19 protein-coding genes are annotated in these 18,840 nt (G+C 61.1%); 9 read left to right on the plus strand and 10 right to left on the minus strand.

The window, feature by feature from the left end; genetic code table 11:
• Window positions 1-4: 4 nt before the first annotated feature.
• Window positions 5-1,747, minus strand: coding sequence for a signal recognition particle-docking protein FtsY (gene ftsY, locus ACJ8MK_RS20050; protein WP_442518007.1), 1,743 nt, complete (start codon window positions 1,745-1,747; stop codon window positions 5-7).
• A gap of 242 nt (window positions 1,748-1,989) precedes the next feature.
• Between ftsY and rsmD the strand changes: the two genes are divergently transcribed.
• Together rsmD and ACJ8MK_RS20060 are read left to right on the plus strand one after the other, a co-directional pair.
• Window positions 1,990-2,610, plus strand: a complete 621-nt coding sequence (rsmD, locus tag ACJ8MK_RS20055) for a 16S rRNA (guanine(966)-N(2))-methyltransferase (protein WP_033636678.1) — start codon at window positions 1,990-1,992, stop codon at window positions 2,608-2,610.
• Window positions 2,600-2,872, plus strand: a complete 273-nt coding sequence (locus tag ACJ8MK_RS20060) for a DUF1145 family protein (protein WP_004934327.1) — start codon at window positions 2,600-2,602, stop codon at window positions 2,870-2,872. The genes rsmD and ACJ8MK_RS20060 overlap by 11 nt, the downstream gene beginning before the upstream one ends.
• A 3-nt stretch (window positions 2,873-2,875) precedes the next feature.
• Here the strand turns inward: ACJ8MK_RS20060 and ACJ8MK_RS20065 are convergent, their stop codons facing one another.
• Window positions 2,876-3,232: a DUF2500 domain-containing protein gene (locus ACJ8MK_RS20065; protein ID WP_033649654.1), complete on the minus strand. Its 357-nt coding sequence runs from the start codon at window positions 3,230-3,232 to the stop codon at window positions 2,876-2,878.
• A 159-nt stretch (window positions 3,233-3,391) separates the two neighbouring features.
• Between ACJ8MK_RS20065 and ACJ8MK_RS20070 the strand changes: the two genes are divergently transcribed.
• Window positions 3,392-4,018, plus strand: coding sequence for a lysoplasmalogenase (locus ACJ8MK_RS20070; RefSeq protein WP_033636676.1), 627 nt, complete (start codon window positions 3,392-3,394; stop codon window positions 4,016-4,018).
• Between the two features lie 42 nt (window positions 4,019-4,060).
• Here ACJ8MK_RS20070 and ACJ8MK_RS20075 read toward each other — a convergent pair whose 3' ends face one another.
• Together ACJ8MK_RS20075 and ACJ8MK_RS20080 are read right to left on the minus strand one after the other, a co-directional pair.
• The gene (locus tag ACJ8MK_RS20075; RefSeq protein ID WP_442518008.1) at window positions 4,061-4,438 is read right to left on the minus strand and encodes an AprI/Inh family metalloprotease inhibitor; all 378 of its coding nucleotides are present in this window, start codon (window positions 4,436-4,438) and stop codon (window positions 4,061-4,063) included.
• A 55-nt stretch (window positions 4,439-4,493) separates the two neighbouring features.
• A complete protein-coding gene (locus ACJ8MK_RS20080; protein WP_033636674.1) occupies window positions 4,494-5,957 on the minus strand; it encodes a serralysin family metalloprotease in 1,464 nt (487 codons plus the stop codon).
• Window positions 5,958-6,638: 681 nt separating this feature from the next.
• Between ACJ8MK_RS20080 and ACJ8MK_RS20085 the strand changes: the two genes are divergently transcribed.
• Complete coding sequence (locus tag ACJ8MK_RS20085) at window positions 6,639-8,957, plus strand: zinc/cadmium/mercury/lead-transporting ATPase (protein WP_442518009.1); 2,319 nt, start codon at window positions 6,639-6,641, stop codon at window positions 8,955-8,957.
• A 59-nt stretch (window positions 8,958-9,016) separates the two neighbouring features.
• Here ACJ8MK_RS20085 and ACJ8MK_RS20090 read toward each other — a convergent pair whose 3' ends face one another.
• The 3 genes from ACJ8MK_RS20090 to tusA all read right to left on the minus strand — a co-directional run bounded on the left by ACJ8MK_RS20090 (window position 9,017) and on the right by tusA (window position 9,796).
• A complete protein-coding gene (locus ACJ8MK_RS20090) occupies window positions 9,017-9,292 on the minus strand; it encodes a type II toxin-antitoxin system RelE/ParE family toxin (protein ID WP_033649650.1) in 276 nt (91 codons plus the stop codon).
• On the minus strand, window positions 9,292-9,489 hold the full coding sequence (gene relB / locus ACJ8MK_RS20095) for a type II toxin-antitoxin system RelB family antitoxin (RefSeq protein WP_033649649.1): 198 nt from the start codon (window positions 9,487-9,489) through the stop codon (window positions 9,292-9,294). Before relB ends, ACJ8MK_RS20090 begins: the two co-directional genes overlap by 1 nt.
• Window positions 9,490-9,550: 61 nt before the next feature.
• Window positions 9,551-9,796, minus strand: a complete 246-nt coding sequence (gene tusA, locus ACJ8MK_RS20100; protein WP_025304890.1) for a sulfurtransferase TusA — start codon at window positions 9,794-9,796, stop codon at window positions 9,551-9,553.
• Between the two features lie 219 nt (window positions 9,797-10,015).
• On the opposite strand from tusA, the gene ACJ8MK_RS20105 reads away from it, so the two are divergent.
• The 3 genes from ACJ8MK_RS20105 (at window position 10,016) to ACJ8MK_RS20115 (ending at window position 11,795) form a co-directional block, all read left to right on the plus strand.
• Window positions 10,016-10,675: a 7-cyano-7-deazaguanine/7-aminomethyl-7-deazaguanine transporter gene (locus ACJ8MK_RS20105; RefSeq protein ID WP_033636672.1), complete on the plus strand. Its 660-nt coding sequence runs from the start codon at window positions 10,016-10,018 to the stop codon at window positions 10,673-10,675.
• 41 nt (window positions 10,676-10,716) lie between these two features.
• Window positions 10,717-11,151, plus strand: coding sequence for a GNAT family N-acetyltransferase (locus ACJ8MK_RS20110; protein WP_060461087.1), 435 nt, complete (start codon window positions 10,717-10,719; stop codon window positions 11,149-11,151).
• 80 nt (window positions 11,152-11,231) lie between these two features.
• On the plus strand, window positions 11,232-11,795 hold the full coding sequence (locus tag ACJ8MK_RS20115) for a DcrB family lipoprotein (protein WP_033636670.1): 564 nt from the start codon (window positions 11,232-11,234) through the stop codon (window positions 11,793-11,795).
• 35 nt (window positions 11,796-11,830) lie between these two features.
• Here the strand turns inward: ACJ8MK_RS20115 and glpC are convergent, their stop codons facing one another.
• From glpC to glpA, 3 genes are read right to left on the minus strand one after another with little or no spacing between them, the layout of a single operon-like run.
• Window positions 11,831-13,030, minus strand: a complete 1,200-nt coding sequence (glpC, locus tag ACJ8MK_RS20120; RefSeq protein WP_033654019.1) for an anaerobic glycerol-3-phosphate dehydrogenase subunit GlpC — start codon at window positions 13,028-13,030, stop codon at window positions 11,831-11,833.
• Entirely contained in the window at window positions 13,027-14,295 is a 1,269-nt protein-coding gene (glpB, locus tag ACJ8MK_RS20125) for a glycerol-3-phosphate dehydrogenase subunit GlpB (protein WP_103799296.1), read from the minus strand. The genes glpC and glpB overlap by 4 nt, the downstream gene beginning before the upstream one ends.
• Window positions 14,285-15,934, minus strand: a complete 1,650-nt coding sequence (gene glpA / locus ACJ8MK_RS20130) for an anaerobic glycerol-3-phosphate dehydrogenase subunit A (RefSeq protein WP_103774317.1) — start codon at window positions 15,932-15,934, stop codon at window positions 14,285-14,287. The genes glpB and glpA overlap by 11 nt, the downstream gene beginning before the upstream one ends.
• A gap of 364 nt (window positions 15,935-16,298) precedes the next feature.
• On the opposite strand from glpA, the gene glpT reads away from it, so the two are divergent.
• Together glpT and glpQ are read left to right on the plus strand one after the other, a co-directional pair.
• Window positions 16,299-17,654, plus strand: coding sequence for a glycerol-3-phosphate transporter (gene glpT / locus ACJ8MK_RS20135; protein ID WP_033636663.1), 1,356 nt, complete (start codon window positions 16,299-16,301; stop codon window positions 17,652-17,654).
• Between the two features lie 82 nt (window positions 17,655-17,736).
• Window positions 17,737-18,816 (plus strand): glycerophosphodiester phosphodiesterase, encoded by a 1,080-nt coding sequence (gene glpQ / locus ACJ8MK_RS20140; protein ID WP_033649644.1) that lies wholly within the window; start codon window positions 17,737-17,739, stop codon window positions 18,814-18,816.
• The last annotated feature ends 24 nt before the right edge of the window (window positions 18,817-18,840 follow it).

Raw genomic sequence — 18,840 nt, forward strand, 5'->3', positions numbered from 1 at the left:
CGTATTAATCCTCTCGGGCAAAAAGTGCCTCAATAAAATCGTCAGCCTTAAACGGCCGCAAATCTTCGATGCCTTCCCCGACGCCGATATAGCGAATCGGGATACCGAACTGATCGGCGATGGCGAAGATCACCCCGCCCTTGGCGGTACCGTCCAGTTTAGTCAGCGTGATGCCGGTTAAGCCCACGGCCTCATTAAATAATTTCGCCTGGCTGACCGCATTCTGGCCGGTGCTGGCATCGAGCGTCAGCATAACCTCATGGGGGGCCTGGTCGTCCAGTTTTTTCATGACGCGGACGATCTTCTTCAGCTCTTCCATCAGGTGCGATTTGTTCTGCAGACGGCCGGCTGTATCGGCGATCAAGACATCGATGCCGCGCGCCTTGGCGGCCTGCACCGCATCGAAGATCACCGAAGCGGAATCCGCCCCGGTATGCTGCGCCACCACCGGAATGCGGTTGCGTTCGCCCCACACCTGCAGCTGCTCCACCGCCGCGGCGCGGAAAGTATCCCCCGCCGCCAGCATCACCGACTTGCCTTCCGCCTGGAATTGGCGCGCCAGCTTGCCGATGGTGGTGGTTTTACCCACGCCGTTCACGCCAACCATCAGAATGACATACGGGGTTTTCCCGCTGACATCCAGCGGCTGATCGACCTTGGCCAGAATTTCGGACATTTCCTCCTTCAGCTTGCCGTACAGTGCTTCGGCGTCTTTCAGCTGCTTGCGGCTGGCGTGCTGGGTCAGGGAGGTGATGATCTTGCGCGTGGTCTCCACGCCGACATCGGCGATCAGCAGCTGTTCTTCCAACTCGTCGAACAGGTCGTCGTCGATCTTTTTACCGCGGAACAGCCCCATAAAGCCGGAGCCGAGGTTTTGCTTGGTTTTCAGCAGGCTGCGCTTCAGGCGAGCGAAGAAACCCTCTTTGGTCGGCCGCTCCTGCTCTTGCGCAGCGGCCAGCACCACAGGTTCAAGCGGCGCTTCTTCTTCCGGCTCCGATTCTGGTTCGACGACCGGCTCGGGCTCAGCGGCTGGCTCGGGCTCAACAACCGGCTCGGGCTCGACAACCGGCTCGGGTTCAACGACCGGCTCAGGCTCGACAACCGGCTCTGGCTCGACAACTGGCTCAGGTTCAACGACCGGCTCGGGTTCAACGACCGGCTCAGGTTCAACGACCGGCTCTGGCTCGACAACCGGCTCAGGCTCAACAACTGGCTCAGGTTCAACGGCCGGCTCTGGCTCGACGGCCGGCTCGGGCTCGACGACCGGCTCGGGTTCAACGACCGGCTCTGGCTCGACGACCGGCTCAGGTTCGACAACCGGCTCGGGCTCGACAACCGGCTCAGGCTCAACAACTGGCTCGGGTTCAACGACCGGCTCGGGTTCAACCACCGGCTCGGGCTCGACGACCGGCTGCTGCTGCGCCACTACCTGCTCGGTCACGCTGACAATCTCTTCGGCCAACGCTTGCGCCGTCGGGTGTTCGGCCGCCGCCGGCAGGTTTTCCGCGATGGGTTCGCCGGCCTGGCCGCTATCCCACTCTCCCGGGGTGTCGACGGAGGCGGCAGGTTCAGATTCCTGGGCGGGGAGCTTGTCATCCAGCTTGGCGGTGGCCGGTTCAGCCGGTGTCTCCGCGGCCTGAGGCTCCGCCTGCTCTACCGGCTGCTCAGGTTGCTGTTGCTCTTCTTCCTTTTCCTTCTGGCCAAACCCCAGCCAGGAGAAAAACCCACGTTTCTTATCTTTTGCCATGTTATGACTCTACTCCGTACCGAAGGCTCGCTTACCCTACATACCTGAAGGATATATGCTGACAATAATCCGCCGAGTCTATCACTTTCCCTCGCGCAGCAACACGCATCCGGCACGCTTTCCGGTGTGAAATCAGACAACAAAGTTTTACCGTTCCCCCCGAAGCCCGTCACCGGTAGAATAGGGGCAACTTTTCGTTAACCTCTACGGCTCCGCGCCGCAAAAGAAATCAAACAACGCTTATGACAAGACTCTCGCCACGGGCGGCGGCCAAAAAACCGCCCCAGGCCGCAGCCGGACAGATCCGCATCATCGGCGGCCAATGGCGCGGTCGCAAGCTTCCGGTGCCGAACAGCCCGGGGCTGCGCCCCACCACCGATCGGGTGCGCGAAACCCTGTTCAACTGGCTGGCGCCGGTGATTCAGGGCGCGCGCTGCCTGGACTGTTTCGCCGGCAGCGGCGCATTAGGGCTGGAAGCGCTGTCGCGCTACGCCGGCAGCGCCACGCTGTTGGAATTCGAACGGCCGGTGGCGCAGCAGCTGGAAAAAAATCTGGCGCTGCTGCAGGGCAAGGGGGTGGTTATCAACACCAACGCGCTGAGCTGGCTGGCGGGCGAGGGCCAACCGTTCGACGTGGTGTTCCTCGATCCGCCGTTTCGCAAAGGCCTGCTGGCGGAGACCGCCTTGCTGCTGGAGCAGCGTGGCTGGCTGGCCGACGAGGCCTGGATCTATGTAGAAGCCGAGGCGGAAAGCGCCGCGGCGGACGTGCCTGCCAGCTGGCAGCTGCACCGGGAGAAGGTCGCCGGCCAGGTGGCCTATCGCCTTTATATTCGTTCGCAAGAGAAAACCGACCATGCTGATTAATCTGGGCCGCCTGCTGATGCTGTGCGTGTGGGGCTTCCTGCTCTCTAACCTGTTCCATCCTTTTCCCAAGCCGCTGAAGTATTTCATCGACGTGGCGCTGTTCTTTATGGTGGTGATGCACGGCCTGCAGCTGGTGCTGTTGAAATCCACCCAGCCGAAGGATCAGCCAATCAGCTACTGGCAAGAAGCCAAGATCTTTATCTTTGGCGTGTTCGAGCTGCTGGCCTGGCAAAAGAAACAGCCGCCCATCAAGAAGAAATGACCGCTACGGCTGAACGCTGAAAGAGACGAAGCGCGTGCCCTGCATGTTCAACGTGCCCTGCGCGCCTTTTTCTATCGGGTTGTATTGCCACTGTTTCAGCCGAAGCGTGATGTCTTCACCGCCCTGGTTCGGGCTGAACACCACCTCGTAATACATCGGCTCATTGACCAGCGGTTCGCGCTGCGGCGCGCGGGTCCTGGCGACCGGGAAGCTGCGCTTGTCGCTCACCGTCACCTGCAGGCTGCGCATCGGCGCGCGATCGTTTTCCGCCTCCCGCTGGCGCTGTTTGAAGTAGCGTTGCGTGGCCAGCACGGCGATCAGCGCAATCACGGCGACAAAAAATAACGGTGGCTTGCTCATCGGTTTCCCATTTCCTTCACGGCCAAATCGGCGTAAACATAGCATTCTCAAGAAAGCATTGTCGATCGTCGGCAGGCTACCTACACTGAAATAAGAAGTGACATTGGTGACAGTTTGGAGCCGGTTGTTGCGGCTCCCTCATGCATAAGGAAGACATAAATGAGTTGGCCGTTCCTTGCCGTATTCTTTTCCGGTTGGCTGTTCGTCGACGCCTCATACCGTGGCCCGCGCTGGCAGCGCTGGGTGTTCAAACCCGTCACGCTGCTGCTGCTGTTGCTGTTGGCCTGGCAGGCGCCGGTGCTCGGCGCAGCAGGTTATCTGATCGTGCTCGGCCTGCTGGCGACGCTGATCGGCGACGCGCTGCTCCTGTTGCCGCGCGAGCGGGTGCTGTACGCCATCGGCGCCTTTTTCCTGTCCCATCTGCTGTATACCCTGAGCTTCGCCAGCCAGATGACGTTCAGCCTGTTCTGGCCGCTGCCGCTGGCGCTGCTGGCGATCGGCGCGTTGCTGCTGGCCACCCTTTGGACCCGGCTGGAAGAGATGCGCTGGCCGATCGTCACCTACGTGGCGATGACGCTGCTGATGGTCTGGCTGGCGGGCGAGCAATATTTCCTGCGCAGCACCGATTTCGGCTTCTCGCTGCTGACCGGCACCTCGCTGCTGCTGCTGGCCAACGTGGTTTGGCTGCTCAACCGCTACCGTTTCACCTTCCGCGCGGCGGACGCCATCGTGGCTTTCTGTTACTTCTCCGGCCACTTCCTGATCGTGCGTTCGCTCTACCTGTAACTCTCTGCCGCGGGTTCGGCGCGCCGAACCCGTTTTTCATTATCAAGCCAGCGCTTTCAACGTCAGGGCATCATCGGCGCCCAGCTGATTGCGATACAGATCGCCGTCGCGCGAGAAGAACGCCAGCGTGCTGCCATCCGCCCGCAGCAGGGCGATGCCGTCCGGCGCCGGGCGCCAGCCCACCACCTCGGCCGCAAACACGCTTTGCAGACAACGTTGCCGATCCACCAGCTGATAGCCGTTGGTCTCGCTTTGTTCATTCGCCAGAAATTCGATTTGGCATTGCCGCTCGCTGTCGGCAACCTGCCATTGCCCCTCCAGCGACTGCGCGGTCGGCAGCGCCAGGCTGCCGGCCATAACCGCACTCGTCACCATCATGCCGCCCGCCGCCAAAGCGGTGCGCGTTAAAGTACCTTTCATACCGGGCTCCCGCATCACGCCCGGCCGAGACTGCGCCGGGCGTTCCGTTGCTGTGTTACACGATAAAGTCAGTGGCGACGTCAACCTGGCCGACGATTTTCACCAGGAAGTCCGGCGCCTGATGGCCACCGATATTCACCGACAAATCGGTCACGTTGTTGGAAGCGTTGTAGCTGAGCAGCGCTTCGCCGGCCGTGCCGCTGAAGTGATCGACGAAGTGAATGAAATCGCTGCTCTGCGCCTCTTTGTTGAAGAACGACAGGTCAATTTTGTCGATCCCTTTCTGGAAGTCGCGGATCCAGTCTGAAGCGCCCGGTGCGGAATCGCCGGCGGCAGAGAACACGAAGATGTCTTTGCCGGCACCGCCCCACAGCTCATCCGCCCCGCCGCCGCCGAACAGCACGTCGTTACCCGCGCCGCCTTTCAGCACGTTGTTGGCCGCGTTGCCGACGATCACGTCGTTGCCGGAACCGCCAATGGCGTTCTCGATGGTCACACCGGCAGCGATCGAGACGTTGCCCTTCAGGCCGCCCACGTCGGAGAACGATTTCTCGTTCAGGTTGATGCGCTGGTTAGCGGTGTAACCGGAGAAGTCGAAGGTATCGTTACCGCCCGCATCCCAGGCCGCAAAGATCACTTTCTGCGAGTTGCTGGTGGTGCTGAGGAAGTCGCGACCGGTGTTGGAGTTAAAACCGTACACGGTGTCGCCGGTGCGGGTCGACAGGTTGGCGCCATACAGATGCTGAATGGCGGCAATGTCATCCAGCAGCGGAGCCGCGGCATAGTGGCCGCCGTTGTCGCCACCGGTGTTGGTTTCACTCCAGTAGCTCATCAGGCTGAACTGGCGGGTATCCTCCGCATAGGTGACGTCGCGATAGGTCGGGTTACCCTCACCGGCGTTGTAGTCGCCCGGGTGGCTCAGGCCCAGCGCATGGCCAATCTCATGGGTGAACGTCTGACGGCCGTAGTCTTCGGTCGCCGGATGCTTCACGTTGGATTGGTTGACGTTGTACCAGGTCTGGCCGCCCAGATCCTGGCCCTGCCAAATGGTGTTCGGCAGGAAGGCGTAGGCCTGGGTGCCGTAATCATAGTGGCCGGGACGATCCTGGCTGTAGTTGCCGAAGGTGATGTTGGCCTTTTGTCCGGCCGCCACTTCGGTGAAGGTGATATTGGCGACGTCCGCCCAGGACTGCAGCGACAGCTTAGCCTGCTGCTGCTGTTCCGCGCTGAACTTGCTCAGCCCGGTGTCGCCGGCGACGTTGGTGGAAGAGAACTTATAGTCCGGGAAGGAGAAGGTTAATTTGACCGGCTGGCCAAATACCTTGTAACCGTTCCAGGTTTGGTTCTCACGGGTAATAAACAGCCCAGCTTGCTCGTTAGAAAATGAATCCTTGCCATTAATCTGAATCCCGTTGCCCCGCTCATGATAATGCAGCAGGTCGTCTACAGCATCGTAGCCGGTTGTCGCGGCCGCAAGGCTGGATTCAGTAATTTCAATTGCCTTTTTAGTAGATTGCATTGGTTCGATTCCACTCATTACCTGATTGATATCAATCAGACAGATAGACATAACCTCCCCGTAAGCCACGGTTAATGAACCTCAGGCCTGCTGGAAGGGGCTTATGCGCCGTTGCCGGCAGTGTGTTAGGTAGAATTAATGCATATATATCAGCAAATAAGATCACCATTAAAAATGGTAATCGATTCCAATTATAGGCAGGGTCGCAAAACTGCACATAAAATAATCAACCATTTATTATCGCAACGAAAGTTTGTTATGCTGCTTTTCTGGCTTCTTTACAAAACAAATGAAACTTGATGAGGAGAAGTTGGCACCAAACTTCAATAACAATGCGGCCTGCAGACTCAAGCGAATCATGCTGGCTTTCCCCAGGGTAAAAGGTAAATTTTGCTAAAGCGTTATAGATTAATAACTCTTTATTATTAGGTCGGGCGATTTTTTAGTTTCTATAGGAATATTATTTTCTTATTTAAACTATCGGCGGCGAGCCTGTTTCCCCAAATAGGGAATAAGAAAAGCCGATAGATTAAAATTCGCATTATTCATTATTGAATGAATCCCCCTTTCTACGCTTAAACGCCGTTAGCAATAATTCTCATCCGGCGCTTGACTCTGGAGTGGACTCCAGGGTGTAGAGTCAGTTGAGCAAACCCGTTTAACAGCCCGAAGGGGGACGTTATGCACAATCAGCAAAACCATAATCATCAGGAACATCACCACGCCGAAGGCGGATGCGGCTGCAACCACAGCCACAGCAAAACGCAGCATGGCTGCAGCAGCGAACCGAAAAACGCCGCCGCGCAGGCCGAACAGGCCCACCATCATCACGATCATGGCGATAGCGGCTGCTGCGCCGCCACGCCCGACGATCCGGACGAGGAAAGCGACAGGCTGGGCGCCGCTCCCCCTTCCGGCAGCCAACGTTTCAGCTGGAAAGTCACCGGTATGGACTGCCCCAGCTGCGCCAAGAAAATCGAAAATGCCGTCACCGCACTCCCCGGCGTCGACAGCGCGCGCGTGTTGTTCGCCACCGAAAAGCTGGTGGTCGACGCACAGTCCGATATCAGCCTGCGGATCCAGGACGCGGTCGCCCAGGCCGGCTTTACCCTGCTCGGCACTCAGAACGCCAAAGCCGCCGCGCCGAAAACCTCACGCTTCGGCGAATTCGCACCGCTGCTGCTGTTAACTACCCTGATGGTCGTCAGTTGGGTGCTGGATCGGGTTAACCCGGAGCTGGGGCGCATCGCCTTTATCGCCACCACGCTGGTCGGATTGGCGCCGGTCGCCGCCAAGGCGCTGCGTTTGATCCGCTCCGGTACGCCATTCGCCATCGAAACGCTGATGAGCGTGGCGGCCATCGGCGCGCTGTTCATCGGCGCCACCGCCGAAGCGGCGATGGTGCTGCTGCTGTTTATGGTCGGCGAACTGCTGGAATCCTACGCCGCCAACCGCGCGCGACGCGGCGTGACGGCGCTGATGGAGCTGGTGCCGGAAGACGCGCTGCTGCTGCAAGGCACGGAACGCAAACGCGTGCCGGTCGCCAGCCTGCGCCCTGGCGACGTGATTGAAATCGCGCCCGGCGGGCGCCTGCCGGCCGACGCCGAGCTGCTCAATCCGTTCGCCAGCTTCGACGAAAGCGCCCTGACCGGCGAATCGGTGCCGGTCGAGCGCCAGCAGGGCGAGAAAGTGGCCGCAGGCAGTCTGTCCGTCGATCAGGCGGCGCAGATGAAGGTGATCTCCGAGCCCGGCAAAAACGCCATCGACCGCATTCTGCAGCTGATTGAAGAGGCCGAAGAGCGCCGCGCGCCGATCGAACGCTTCCTCGACCGGTTCAGCCGTTATTACACCCCGGCCATTATGCTGCTGGCCGTCGCGGTGATCCTGCTGCCGCCGCTGCTGTTCTCGCAGCCGTGGGATACCTGGATCTATCGCGGCCTGACGCTGCTGCTGATCGGCTGTCCGTGCGCGCTGGTGATCTCGACCCCGGCGGCCATTACATCCGGGCTGGCGGCCGCCACGCGGCGCGGCGCGCTGATTAAAGGCGGTGCGGCGCTGGAACAGCTGGGCCAGATACAAACCATCGCCTTCGATAAAACCGGCACCCTGACCGAAGGCAAGCCGACGGTGACCGACGTGCTGCCGATCGGCGCGCTCACCGAACAGCGGCTGCTGCAGCTTGCCGCCGCGGTGGAGGCCGGTTCACATCACCCGCTGGCGCAGGCGATCATCAACCGCGCCGCCGAAAGCGGGGCCGAGTTGCCGCTGGCGCAGGCGCGCCGCGCGCTGGCCGGCGTCGGCGTTGAAGGGATCGTGGACGGCAAGAGCGTGCTGATCAGCGCGCCGGGCAAGCTGGCGCCGGGCCTGCTCGCCGTTCAATGGCAGAGCAAGGTAGACAAGCTGGAAAACGCCGGTAAAACGGCGGTGGTGGTGCTGGAAGACGGCGCGCCCATCGGCTTGCTGGCGCTGCGCGACACGCTGCGCAGCGACGCCAAACAGGCGATAGCCGAACTGAACGCGCTGGGTATTCGCGGCGTGATGCTGACCGGCGACAACCCGCGCGCCGCCGCGGCGATCGCCGGCGAGCTGGGCCTCGACTATCGCGCTAGTCTGTTGCCGGAAGATAAGGTCAACGCGGTCACCGAGCTGAGCGAACTGCGTCCGACGGCGATGATCGGCGACGGCATCAACGACGCCCCGGCGATGAAAGCCTCCAGCATCGGCATAGCCATGGGCAGCGGCACCGACGTGGCATTGGAAACCGCCGACGCCGCCCTGACCCACAACCGGCTGCTGGGCGTCGCGGAGATGATCCGCATCTCGCGCGCCACCCACGCCAATATCCGGCAAAACATCACCATCGCGCTGGGATTGAAAGGGGTCTTCCTGATCACCAGCCTGCTGGGGCTGACCGGTTTGTGGCTGGCGGTGCTGGCCGACTCCGGCGCCACCGCGCTGGTCACCGCCAACGCGCTGCGGCTGTTGAAAAAGCGCCAATAACGCGGCGCCAGGCCGGGTTCCTCAATGGGAACCCGGCATTATCGATTGCAGCGGCAATATTAAGGATATTGTCGGCGCGTATGTAAAACCCGCAACGCCCGGATGTGAGTTTCCAGCACCTGGTAAACCAGGAGATAATGGGGATGTAGGGGGATTTCATGCGTGCCGTCCACTCTGCCGCGCCGGAAAATTCGAGGATGTCTGCCGGCGGGAATGACGGCCTCCATGATGAGAACCTTCATTTTTCTGGCCGCCAGAGGGTTATCATTGGCGATGAATCCCACAATCTCCGCCAGATCCTGACGTGCGGCTCGAGTCCATTCGATGTTGAGCATTATGCCTGCTTCGCTTTGATCCTGGCTTCTGCAGCAGCGATAACAGCATCCATTTCAGCCATCACGTCATCATGAGGAATGCCGGGCCGCGGCTCATCCATGGCTTCCTGAACTCTTTCAAGAAACCAGCGCTCATAGCCCTGTGTACGTTCCTCATTTTCCATCTTGGCAACCGTAGGCAGTAGTAAAATACTCATCGTTTGTCCCCTTCGAACGCTCCCCGATCGCAGGGAGCTTATCTCACGAGGCGATTAAAAACTATACACCTTTACGTAACAGATAACGGTATGGCGCCTGCTCGGTCTCCTGCGCCACCAGCGTATGCTCCATAAAGCGGCAGAACCCCGGAATATCGCGGGTGGTGGCCGGATCGTCGGCGATAATCAGCAGCGTTTCGCCGTTGTCCATATGGCGCACGGTTTTGCGCACCATCATCACCGGTTCCGGGCAACGCAGGCCCAGCGCGTCGAGCGTCTGGTCTGCCTGGGCAAATAAGTCAGTCATGCAATTTTTCTCGTTCAAAACGATCGGCGAACGCTCGCCGCATCTCATTAGCGCCTAGTTTACGCCGGTAGTTTTTCTGCGCAAGATGCGTTAACGTTTGCGTTAAATTTAACCATTGCATTGGTTGCGCAAACGCGTATCATGCCGCCGCGCAGCGTTTTTTGCTGTTTTGACAAGACACACTGGGTTCCCTCACCCCACTGCTAAAAAGGCTACAATATGTATTCGTTTACCGCACAGCAGCGCTTCACGGCGTTGGTCTGGCTTTCGCTGTTTCATATCGCCATCATTACCTCCAGCAACTACCTGGTGCAGCTGCCGATCACCGTTTTCGGCTTCCATACCACCTGGGGCGCCTTTACCTTCCCGTTTATCTTCCTCGCGACCGATCTGACCGTGCGCATCTTCGGCGCGCCGCTGGCGCGGCGGATTATCCTGGCGGTGATGGTGCCGGCGCTGTTCATCTCCTACGTGATCTCCACCGTCACCTATCAGGGAGAATGGCAGGGCTTCGCGGCGCTGGGCAGTTTTAACCTGTTCGTGGCGCGTATCGCCGTCGCCAGCTTTATGGCCTACGTGCTCGGCCAGATCCTCGACGTTCACGTCTTCAATCGCCTGCGCCAACGCAGCGCCTGGTGGGTGGCGCCGGCGGCGGCGATGTTCTTCGGCAATATCAGCGATACGCTGGCGTTCTTCTTCATCGCCTTCTACAAGAGCAGCGATCCCTTCATGGCCAACAACTGGGTGGAGATCGCGCTGGTGGATTACAGCTTCAAGGTGATGATCTGCCTGCTGTTCTTCCTGCCGATGTACGGCGTGTTGCTGAACATGCTGCTCAAACGCATCGCGGCGCGCAGCGGCAGCCTGCAGCCGGGCTGAGCCGTGTTATTCTGGGCGGCCCTATCCTTTGGAGGCCGCCCATGATCCCAATCGTCCGCACCGCCACGCTCGAAGAAATCCACCGCCTTTACCAACGCATCCCCGAATTCGGCGGCCAGCATAGCCTGGCCGATCTGCAGCGGCGCATCGGCGGTGCCCCCGCCAGCCTATTGATCGCCGACATCGACGGCCAGCCGGCCGGTTTCAAACTCGGTTATCAACAGCGGGAAACGGTGTTTTACAGCTGGCTGGGCGGCGTGCTGCCGGCATTTCGTCGCCACGGCGTGGCGCAGGCCTTGTTGGCCGAACAGGAGCGCTGGGCGCGGGCGCAGGGCTATCGCCGGCTGACGGTCAAAACCCGTAACCGGTTCCGCGCCATGCTGACGATGCTGCTCGCCCACCACTATCAGATTGTTCAGCTGGAAAAGAAAGGCGAAGTGGCTGATTATCGGCTATTACTGGAGAAAAACTTGTGACAACATCTGCCTTGCATTTCAGCCTGGAATAGGTTGCGATACGACAGTGAATCCCTACCGGAAAGGAAGAAGGAAGCCCGATGCGTAAAGTAGCGAAATTGATGGGTATCAGCCTGCTGGCGCTTGGCCTCGCGGCCTGCGACGGCGACACCAAAGACACCAAGGCAGCGTCTGACGGCGCGGCGGCCAGCGCGCCGGCCGGGCAGCAGGTCAGCCTGCTGGACGGTAAACTGGCGTTCACCCTGCCGGTCGGCATGGCGGATCAGAGCGGCAAGCTGGGCAACCAGGCCAACAACATGCATGTTTACGCAGACAGCACCGGCCAGCGCGCGGTGATCGTGATCCTGGGCGACAAGACCGCCGACAGCCTGGAGACCCTGGCCAAGCGCCTGGAGAATACCCAGCGCGCGCGTGACGCCAACCTGCAGGTGATCACCAACAAGGCGCTCGACGTCAACGGCGTGCCGCTGCGTCAGCTGGACAGCATCATCACCAGCGGCGGCGAAAAAGCCTATTCCTCCGTCCTGATCGGCTCGCTGAACAACAACATGCTGACCATTCAGGTGACGCTGCCGGCGGACAATCAGCAGCAGGCGCAGGCCGAAGCCGAAGGCATCATCTCCACCCTGAAGCTGAAGCAGTAATCCCACAGAGGGCCGGCTTGCCGGCCCTCTCGTTTTTATACCAGCGCCTGCGCAAGCAGGGTGATCGGATGCTCGCAGCGCTTGCTGGTGGACATTTCTATCTGCCATTTGCAGGTCTCGCAGTCGGTCACTACCAGATCCACTCCGCTCTCTTCGATCTGCCGGAACAGCGGCGCGCCGATGCCTTGCGAGGTGGCGTAGTTCTCCGATTTGAACCCGTAGGTGCCGGCGATGCCGCAGCACTGCGAATCCAGCACCACCAGCTCCAGCCCCGGTATCTGCCGCAGCAGCTCCAGGGTGTAGGCGGTCCAGCCCATCTTCTCCATATGGCAAGGCGTGTGATAAGCCACCCGCAGCGGCGTGCGCTTCAGCGGCAGGCTGCGCCCCTGATTGATCAGGCGATAGAGATAGCGCGTCGCCAGCTCCACCCGATCGCGCACCGGGGTGGTGTCCACGTCCAGCAGATGAGGATATTCGTCGCGCAGGGTGAAGGTGCAGCTCGATGAGGTCGCCACCACCGGAATGCCGCGCTCAAGCACCGCTTCATGCAGCGACTCGGCGTTAACCCTGGCCTGCTTTTTGGCCTGCTCGATAAACCCGTTGGCGATCAGCGGCACGCCGCAGCATTTCTCGCGTTTCAGCAGCTGCACGCCGATATCCAGCGCGTTGAATACCCGGATCAAATCCTTGCCCAGCTGCGGATGGTTATAGTTGACGAAGCAGCCGTGGAAAAACGCCACCTGCTCGGCATAGCGCCGCTGAGCCTGCGCCTGTTGCCGGTACCAGCGGCGGAAGGTGCCGAACGAGTATTTCGGCAGTTCGCGACGGTGATCGATCTTCAGCGCCTTGTCCAACAGCTTGCGCACCGGTTTCAGCCCGGTGGCGGCGTTGACGATCGGCGCGAACGGCGTCGACAGCGAGCCCATGATATCGGTGTGGCTGAGGATGGCGTCGCGCAGCGTCGGCTTGCTCTGGGCGAAGTCGGCGCGGGCGCGCTGAATGATATCGCCGATTTTGACGTCGGACGGGCAGGCCACTTCACAACGTTTGCAGTTGGTGCAGTATTTCAAGGCTTCGTCGTACAGCGCCGGATCTTTCAGCCGCAGCCGCTCGCCGTCCGGCCCCGCCTGTTTCGGCCCCGGATAGAGCGGGTTCACTTTGGCGACCGGGCAATAGGTGGTGCAGACGGTGCATTTGATGCAGCTTTCAAAGCTGTGGTCCTGATGCAGGCTCATGCGTTTTCCTCCGCGGCGATCTGCTGCGCGACGTGCAGCGCACCGATCAATGACACGCCGGCGCCGCAGCCTTGCTGCAGCGGATCGTAGCCGCCGGCGACCGCGCCGATGGCGTACAGATTGTCGAACGGCATGCCCTGCTTCATCGCCCGCAGCCTGCCGTCGGTGCGCACGCCAAACTGCAAATAAGGCTGCGGCGCGAACAGCTCGCGCCGGCTCCAGTCGGCGCGATCCGCGCGGCTGTGTACGTCCAGCCCGAAGATCGGCTCGCGCACCCCGTCGAAATCCGCCACCAGCCCGTTGCTGAAGAAGCTGCCGCTGGCCAACACCACCTGCTGCGCCCGCAGCGGAATATCACCGTGGTTGCGGGTATACAGGCCCGTGACGCGGCCGGCTTCGCACTCGGCGCGCAGCACGCTGTCGCCGGGCATGAAAACGCCGCCCAGCTGTTGAAAACGCCGCCGCAGCGCCTGATGCAAGCGCATGCCGGGCACCGAAGGCGGCAGCGTCGGCAGCAGCCGGACCGGCTTGCCGACCGCATCCTGCAGCACCGCCAGCGACGCATCGTCCTCCAATCCCAAACAGGCCGGCAGGAAGAGCGCGTCGGCTGCCCCCGCCAACCGCCGCAGTTCCTCGGCCATTGGCGGCAGACTTTCCATCAAATCCAGCACCCGGGCGATGTTTACCGCGCGGAACTCGCTGGGGTTATTGCGCAATCTGTCCAGCGCCGGCATGTGCAGATAGGCCACCTCCGTCTCTACGCCGAGCTCCCGGCTCAGAGAGTCGGCGGCCATCTGCGGCTGGAAATCGAGGAAGCCTTCGATGCCGATCACCGCAATGCGCCGCCACGGCAGTTGGCCGGTCAGCGGCAGCGTCGGGATCGCCTGCGGGCTGAGCCAGGTGGCGCGGCGCGTGCCGAGCGGCGTAATGCGCAGATGGTTGTTGGCGCCCTCGCCCTGCAGGTTCAGCCCGCAGCGCTCCAACAGCCGCTGCGCGGCGGCGGACAGCGCCGCCACCCGGCCGGGCCCGATCAGGGCATACGGATGCTGCGGCGCCTGCTGCGCCAGCTGCGGCAACGCCGCCAGCGGCATTTCGACCGGCGTGCCGTCCGGCAATCTCGCCAGCAGGTCGAGCGAGCCGGAGGAGAAGTAGAGCGCGCTCTGGCCGGAACTGACCACCGCACAGCGCTTGCCCTGTTCGGCCACGGCAATGGCGCAGCTCAGGCCCGCCAGGCCGCCGCCAATCACCACTACGTCAAATCGCATCATCCGCCTCCTGCTCCTTGTCGGCCTGGGCCTCAAGCCCGCATAGCCCCTGGTAAACCCAGCTGGTAAATTCACTCTCGCGCAGCGCATCGCCCCAGGCGATCGGCCGTACGCCTTTCCACCGTTCGTTGAGGAACTGCGACAGCTGCGCGATGGACTGCTGCGGCGTGCTGACGTTAAAGTGCGTCAACAGCCCGGCGGCGCGGCAGGCACAGAGTTCGCCCTGGCAGGTGCCCATGCCGACGCGGGTGCGGCGGCGCAGATCCACCAGGTTATTGACGGTCAGCGAGTTGACCGCATAACGCACTTCCCCGGCGGTCACCGCCTCGCATTCGCACACCAGGCTGGTGTCGAGCCGATCGGCCGCCGGCACCTGGCTGGCGCGATCGCCGTGGCGGTAAATTGCCGAGCCGCGAATGCTGGCGGGCAGAGAAACCACGCTGCGCACCGTCTCCTCCGCCGACTGGCGGGAGCCGGGCAACGCATCCTGCGCGGTGGTGCACGGGCGGTTTACGCCAAGCTTTTCGCACACCTTGTCGGTGGCCCACTCCGCCATCAGGCGGTAGGTCATCAGCTTGCCGCCGGTGATGGTGATAAACCCTTCCAGCCCGTCGCGGGCGGCGTGATCGAGCAGCACGATGCCGCGGCTGACGTTGCGCCCGCTGGGGTCGTCGTCGCTGGCCACCAGCGGCCGTACCCCGGCGTAGGCGCGCAGAATGCGGGTCTGCGCCAGGGTGGGCGCCAACAGCGCCCCCTCGCGGATCAGAATGTCCACTTCCTGCGGGGTCACCAGCATGTTGTCAATTTGGTCGTAGTCGATATGGGTCGAGGTGGTGCCGATCAGCGAGATGGTGTCGCCCGGCACCAGGATGTCGGCGTCCGCCGGTTTGCGGCAGCGGTTGATCACCATGTTGTTGATGCGGTGGCCGAGGATCAGCAGCGCCCCCTTGGCCGGGAACATGCGGATGCGCAAATCGGCGTATTCGGCGATCTGCTGGCCCCAGATGCCAGCGGCGTTGACCACCACCGGCGCATGCAGCGCATAGCGCCGCTGATTCTGATGGTCGTAAACACGCACGCCCGTCACCCGATCGCCGCTGCGCAACAATCCCACCACCTGGTGATAGGTCAGGATCTGCGCGCCATGTTCGCGCGCGTCCAACATGTTGGCGGCGGTCAGCCGGAAGGGATCGACGGTGCCGTCCGGCACGCGCACCGCGCCGATCAGCGCCGGGTTAGCCGCCGGCTCCAGCCGCAGCGCCAGCTGCGGGTCGATCGCTTCGGCGTTGATGTCGGCCTGGCGACAGGCGGCGATAAACTGTTGCTGATAGTCCAGCGAGTCCTGCGGCAGGGTGATGAACAGCCCATCGGTGCGCTCGATACAGTGATGAGCGATACGTTTCAGGATGCGGTTTTCTTCGATGCACTCGCGCGCCGACTCGCCGTCGGTCACCGCATAGCGCGCGCCGCTGTGCAGCAAACCGTGGTTGCGGCCGGTGGCGCCGGTGGCGATGTCGTGGCGCTCCAGCAAAATGCAGCGCAAGCCGCGCCGCGCGCAGTCGCGGGCGATGCCTGCGCCGGTGGCGCCGCCGCCGATGATGATCACATCCGTTTCGCCGCCGTCAAAATAGCTGCTCATGTCGCTCCCTCAGGATCGGTAGTTATGAGCCTATTGAGCCACGGTTATAAGGGTCTTTGTTTGATAAGGAACAAGAACGAACATCAAACGAAATAAAAATGTCCACAAAAAACCATCAATGTGATCATAATCACGATTTTTGGACGTTTTTCTATTTCATAACGTTAACGAATCGCTCAAAATCCGCCGTGGTTTCATAAAAGTGTAACAATTGCGCCATTCGTCACAGCGACACCAGGCGTATTTGACGACAATGGCGCTCGTTATGGAACACAAAAACACCACATTCGATATCCGCTCAATCATCAAATGAACGTAAAAGGTCATATTGATGTGATAACAGATAAAGCCATCGGAGGCGCTCATGTTGAGTATTTTTAAGCCGGCCGCACACATCGCCCGTGTGCCGAGCGATAAGGTAGACCCGCTCTACCGTAAGCTGCGCTGGCAAATTTTCCTGGGGATCTTCTTCGGTTACGCCGCTTACTATCTGGTGCGTAAGAACTTCACCCTGGCCATGCCTTACCTGATCGAACAAGGCTTCAGCCGCGGTGACCTCGGCTTCGCGCTGTCGGGCATTTCCATCGCCTACGGCTTCTCCAAATTCATCATGGGTTCGGTCTCCGACCGTTCCAACCCGCGAGTGTTCCTGCCTGCCGGCCTGATCCTGGCGGCGGCGGTGATGTTGTTCATGGGCTTCGTGCCGTGGGCCACCTCCAGCATCGCCATCATGTTCGTCCTGCTGTTCCTGTGCGGCTGGTTCCAGGGCATGGGTTGGCCGCCGTGCGGCCGCACCATGGTGCACTGGTGGTCGCAGAAAGAACGCGGCGGCATCGTCTCCATCTGGAACTGCGCCCACAACGTGGGTGGCGGCCTGCCACCGCTGCTGTTCCTGCTGGGTATGGCCTGGTTCAACGACTGGCACGCGGCGCTGTACATGCCGGCCTTCGGCGCCATCCTGGTGGCCCTGATCGCCTTCGGCCTGATGCGCGACACCCCGCAATCCTGCGGCCTGCCGCCGATTGAAGAGTACAAAAACGACTACCCGGACGACTACAGCGAAAAAGACGAAGAAGAGCTGACCGCCAAGCAGATCTTCATGCAGTACATCCTGCCGAACAAGCTGCTGTGGTACATCGCGGTCGCCAACGTGTTCGTCTATCTGCTGCGTTACGGCATTCTGGACTGGTCGCCGACCTACCTGAAAGAAGTGAAGCACTTCGCGCTGGACAAGTCTTCCTGGGCCTACTTCCTGTATGAATACGCCGGTATCCCGGGCACCCTGCTGTGCGGCTGGATGTCGGACAAAGTGTTCAAAGGCAACCGCGGCGCCACCGGCGTGTTCTTCATGACGCTGGTGACCATCGCCACCGTGGTGTTCTGGATGAACCCGCCGGGCAACCCGACCGTGGACATGATCTGTATGCTGGTCATCGGCTTCCTGATCTACGGCCCGGTGATGCTGATCGGCCTGCACGCGCTGGAGCTGGCGCCGAAGAAAGCCGCCGGCACCGCCGCGGGCTTCACCGGCCTGTTCGGCTACCTGGGCGGCTCGGTCGCGGCCAGCGCCATCGTCGGCTACACCGTAGACTTCTTCGGTTGGGACGGCGGCTTCATGGTGATGATCGGCGGCGGCGTGCTGGCGGTTATCCTGCTGCTGCTGACCATGCTGAACGAAAAGAAACACCACGCGGAAATCGCTGCCGGCAAGCGCGGCTAACCGTCACACGACTTTTGCATGATTTAAAGGCCGCCCTGCGGCCTTTTTACTACCCTGCCCCCAACAACACGGAGAAAACGGAATGCGGACTCAAGTCAAAGCCCTGCTGACAGGGATCATTCTCGCTACCTCAATGGTCAGCGCCGCGCAGGCGGCGGACAAAGTGGTGATCGCCCACCGCGGCGCCAGCGGCTACCTGCCGGAACACACCCTGCCGGCGAAGGCGATGGCCTACGCGCAGGGCGCCGATTACCTCGAACAAGATCTGGTGATGACCAAAGACAACGAGCTGGTGGTGCTGCACGACCATTACCTCGATCGCGTCACCGACGTCGCCGAACGCTTCCCGGACCGCGCGCGCAAGGACGGCCGTTATTACGCCATCGACTTTACGCTGGCGGAGATCAAATCGCTGAAGTTCACCGAAGGCTTTGAAATCGAAAACGGCAAGAAGGTGCAGGGCTACCCTGGCCGCTTCCCGATGGGCAAATCCGACTTCCGCGTACACACCTTCCAGGAAGAGATCGAGTTCGTGCAGGGTCTGAACCATTCGACCGGCAAGAACATCGGCATCTACCCTGAAATCAAGGCGCCGTGGTTCCACAAACAGGAAGGCAAGGACATCTCCAGCAAAGTGCTGGCGGTGCTCAAGCAATACGGCTACACCGGCAAAAACGACAACGTCTACCTGCAGTGCTTCGACGCCAACGAGCTCAAACGCATCAAGAACGAGCTGGAGCCGAAGCTGGGCATGGATCTGAAGCTGGTGCAGCTGATCGCCTATAACGACTGGCAGGAAACCTACGAGCAGAAAGCCGACGGCAAGTGGGTAGAGTACGACTACGACTGGATGTTCAAGCCGGGCGCGATGCAGAAAATCGCTCAGTATGCCGACGGCATCGGGCCGGACTACCACATGCTGGTGGTGGCGGATAAATCCAAGCCGGGCCACATCGTGCTGACCGACATGGTGAAAGAAGCGCACGCCAGCAAGCTGGCGGTGCATCCGTTTACCATCCGCGCCGATGCGCTGCCGAAGTACGTGACCGACGTGAACCAGCTGTATGACGTGATTTACAACCAGGCCGGCGTCGACGGCGTGTTCACCGACTTCCCGGACAAGGGCGTGCAGTTCCTGCAGAAGCAGGGCCAGCACAAGTAATGCCAAGGGCGCCGCAAGGCGCCC

The organism is Serratia sp. CY38905 (genome assembly GCF_052168875.1).
GTDB lineage: Bacteria > Pseudomonadota > Gammaproteobacteria > Enterobacterales > Enterobacteriaceae > Serratia > Serratia sarumanii.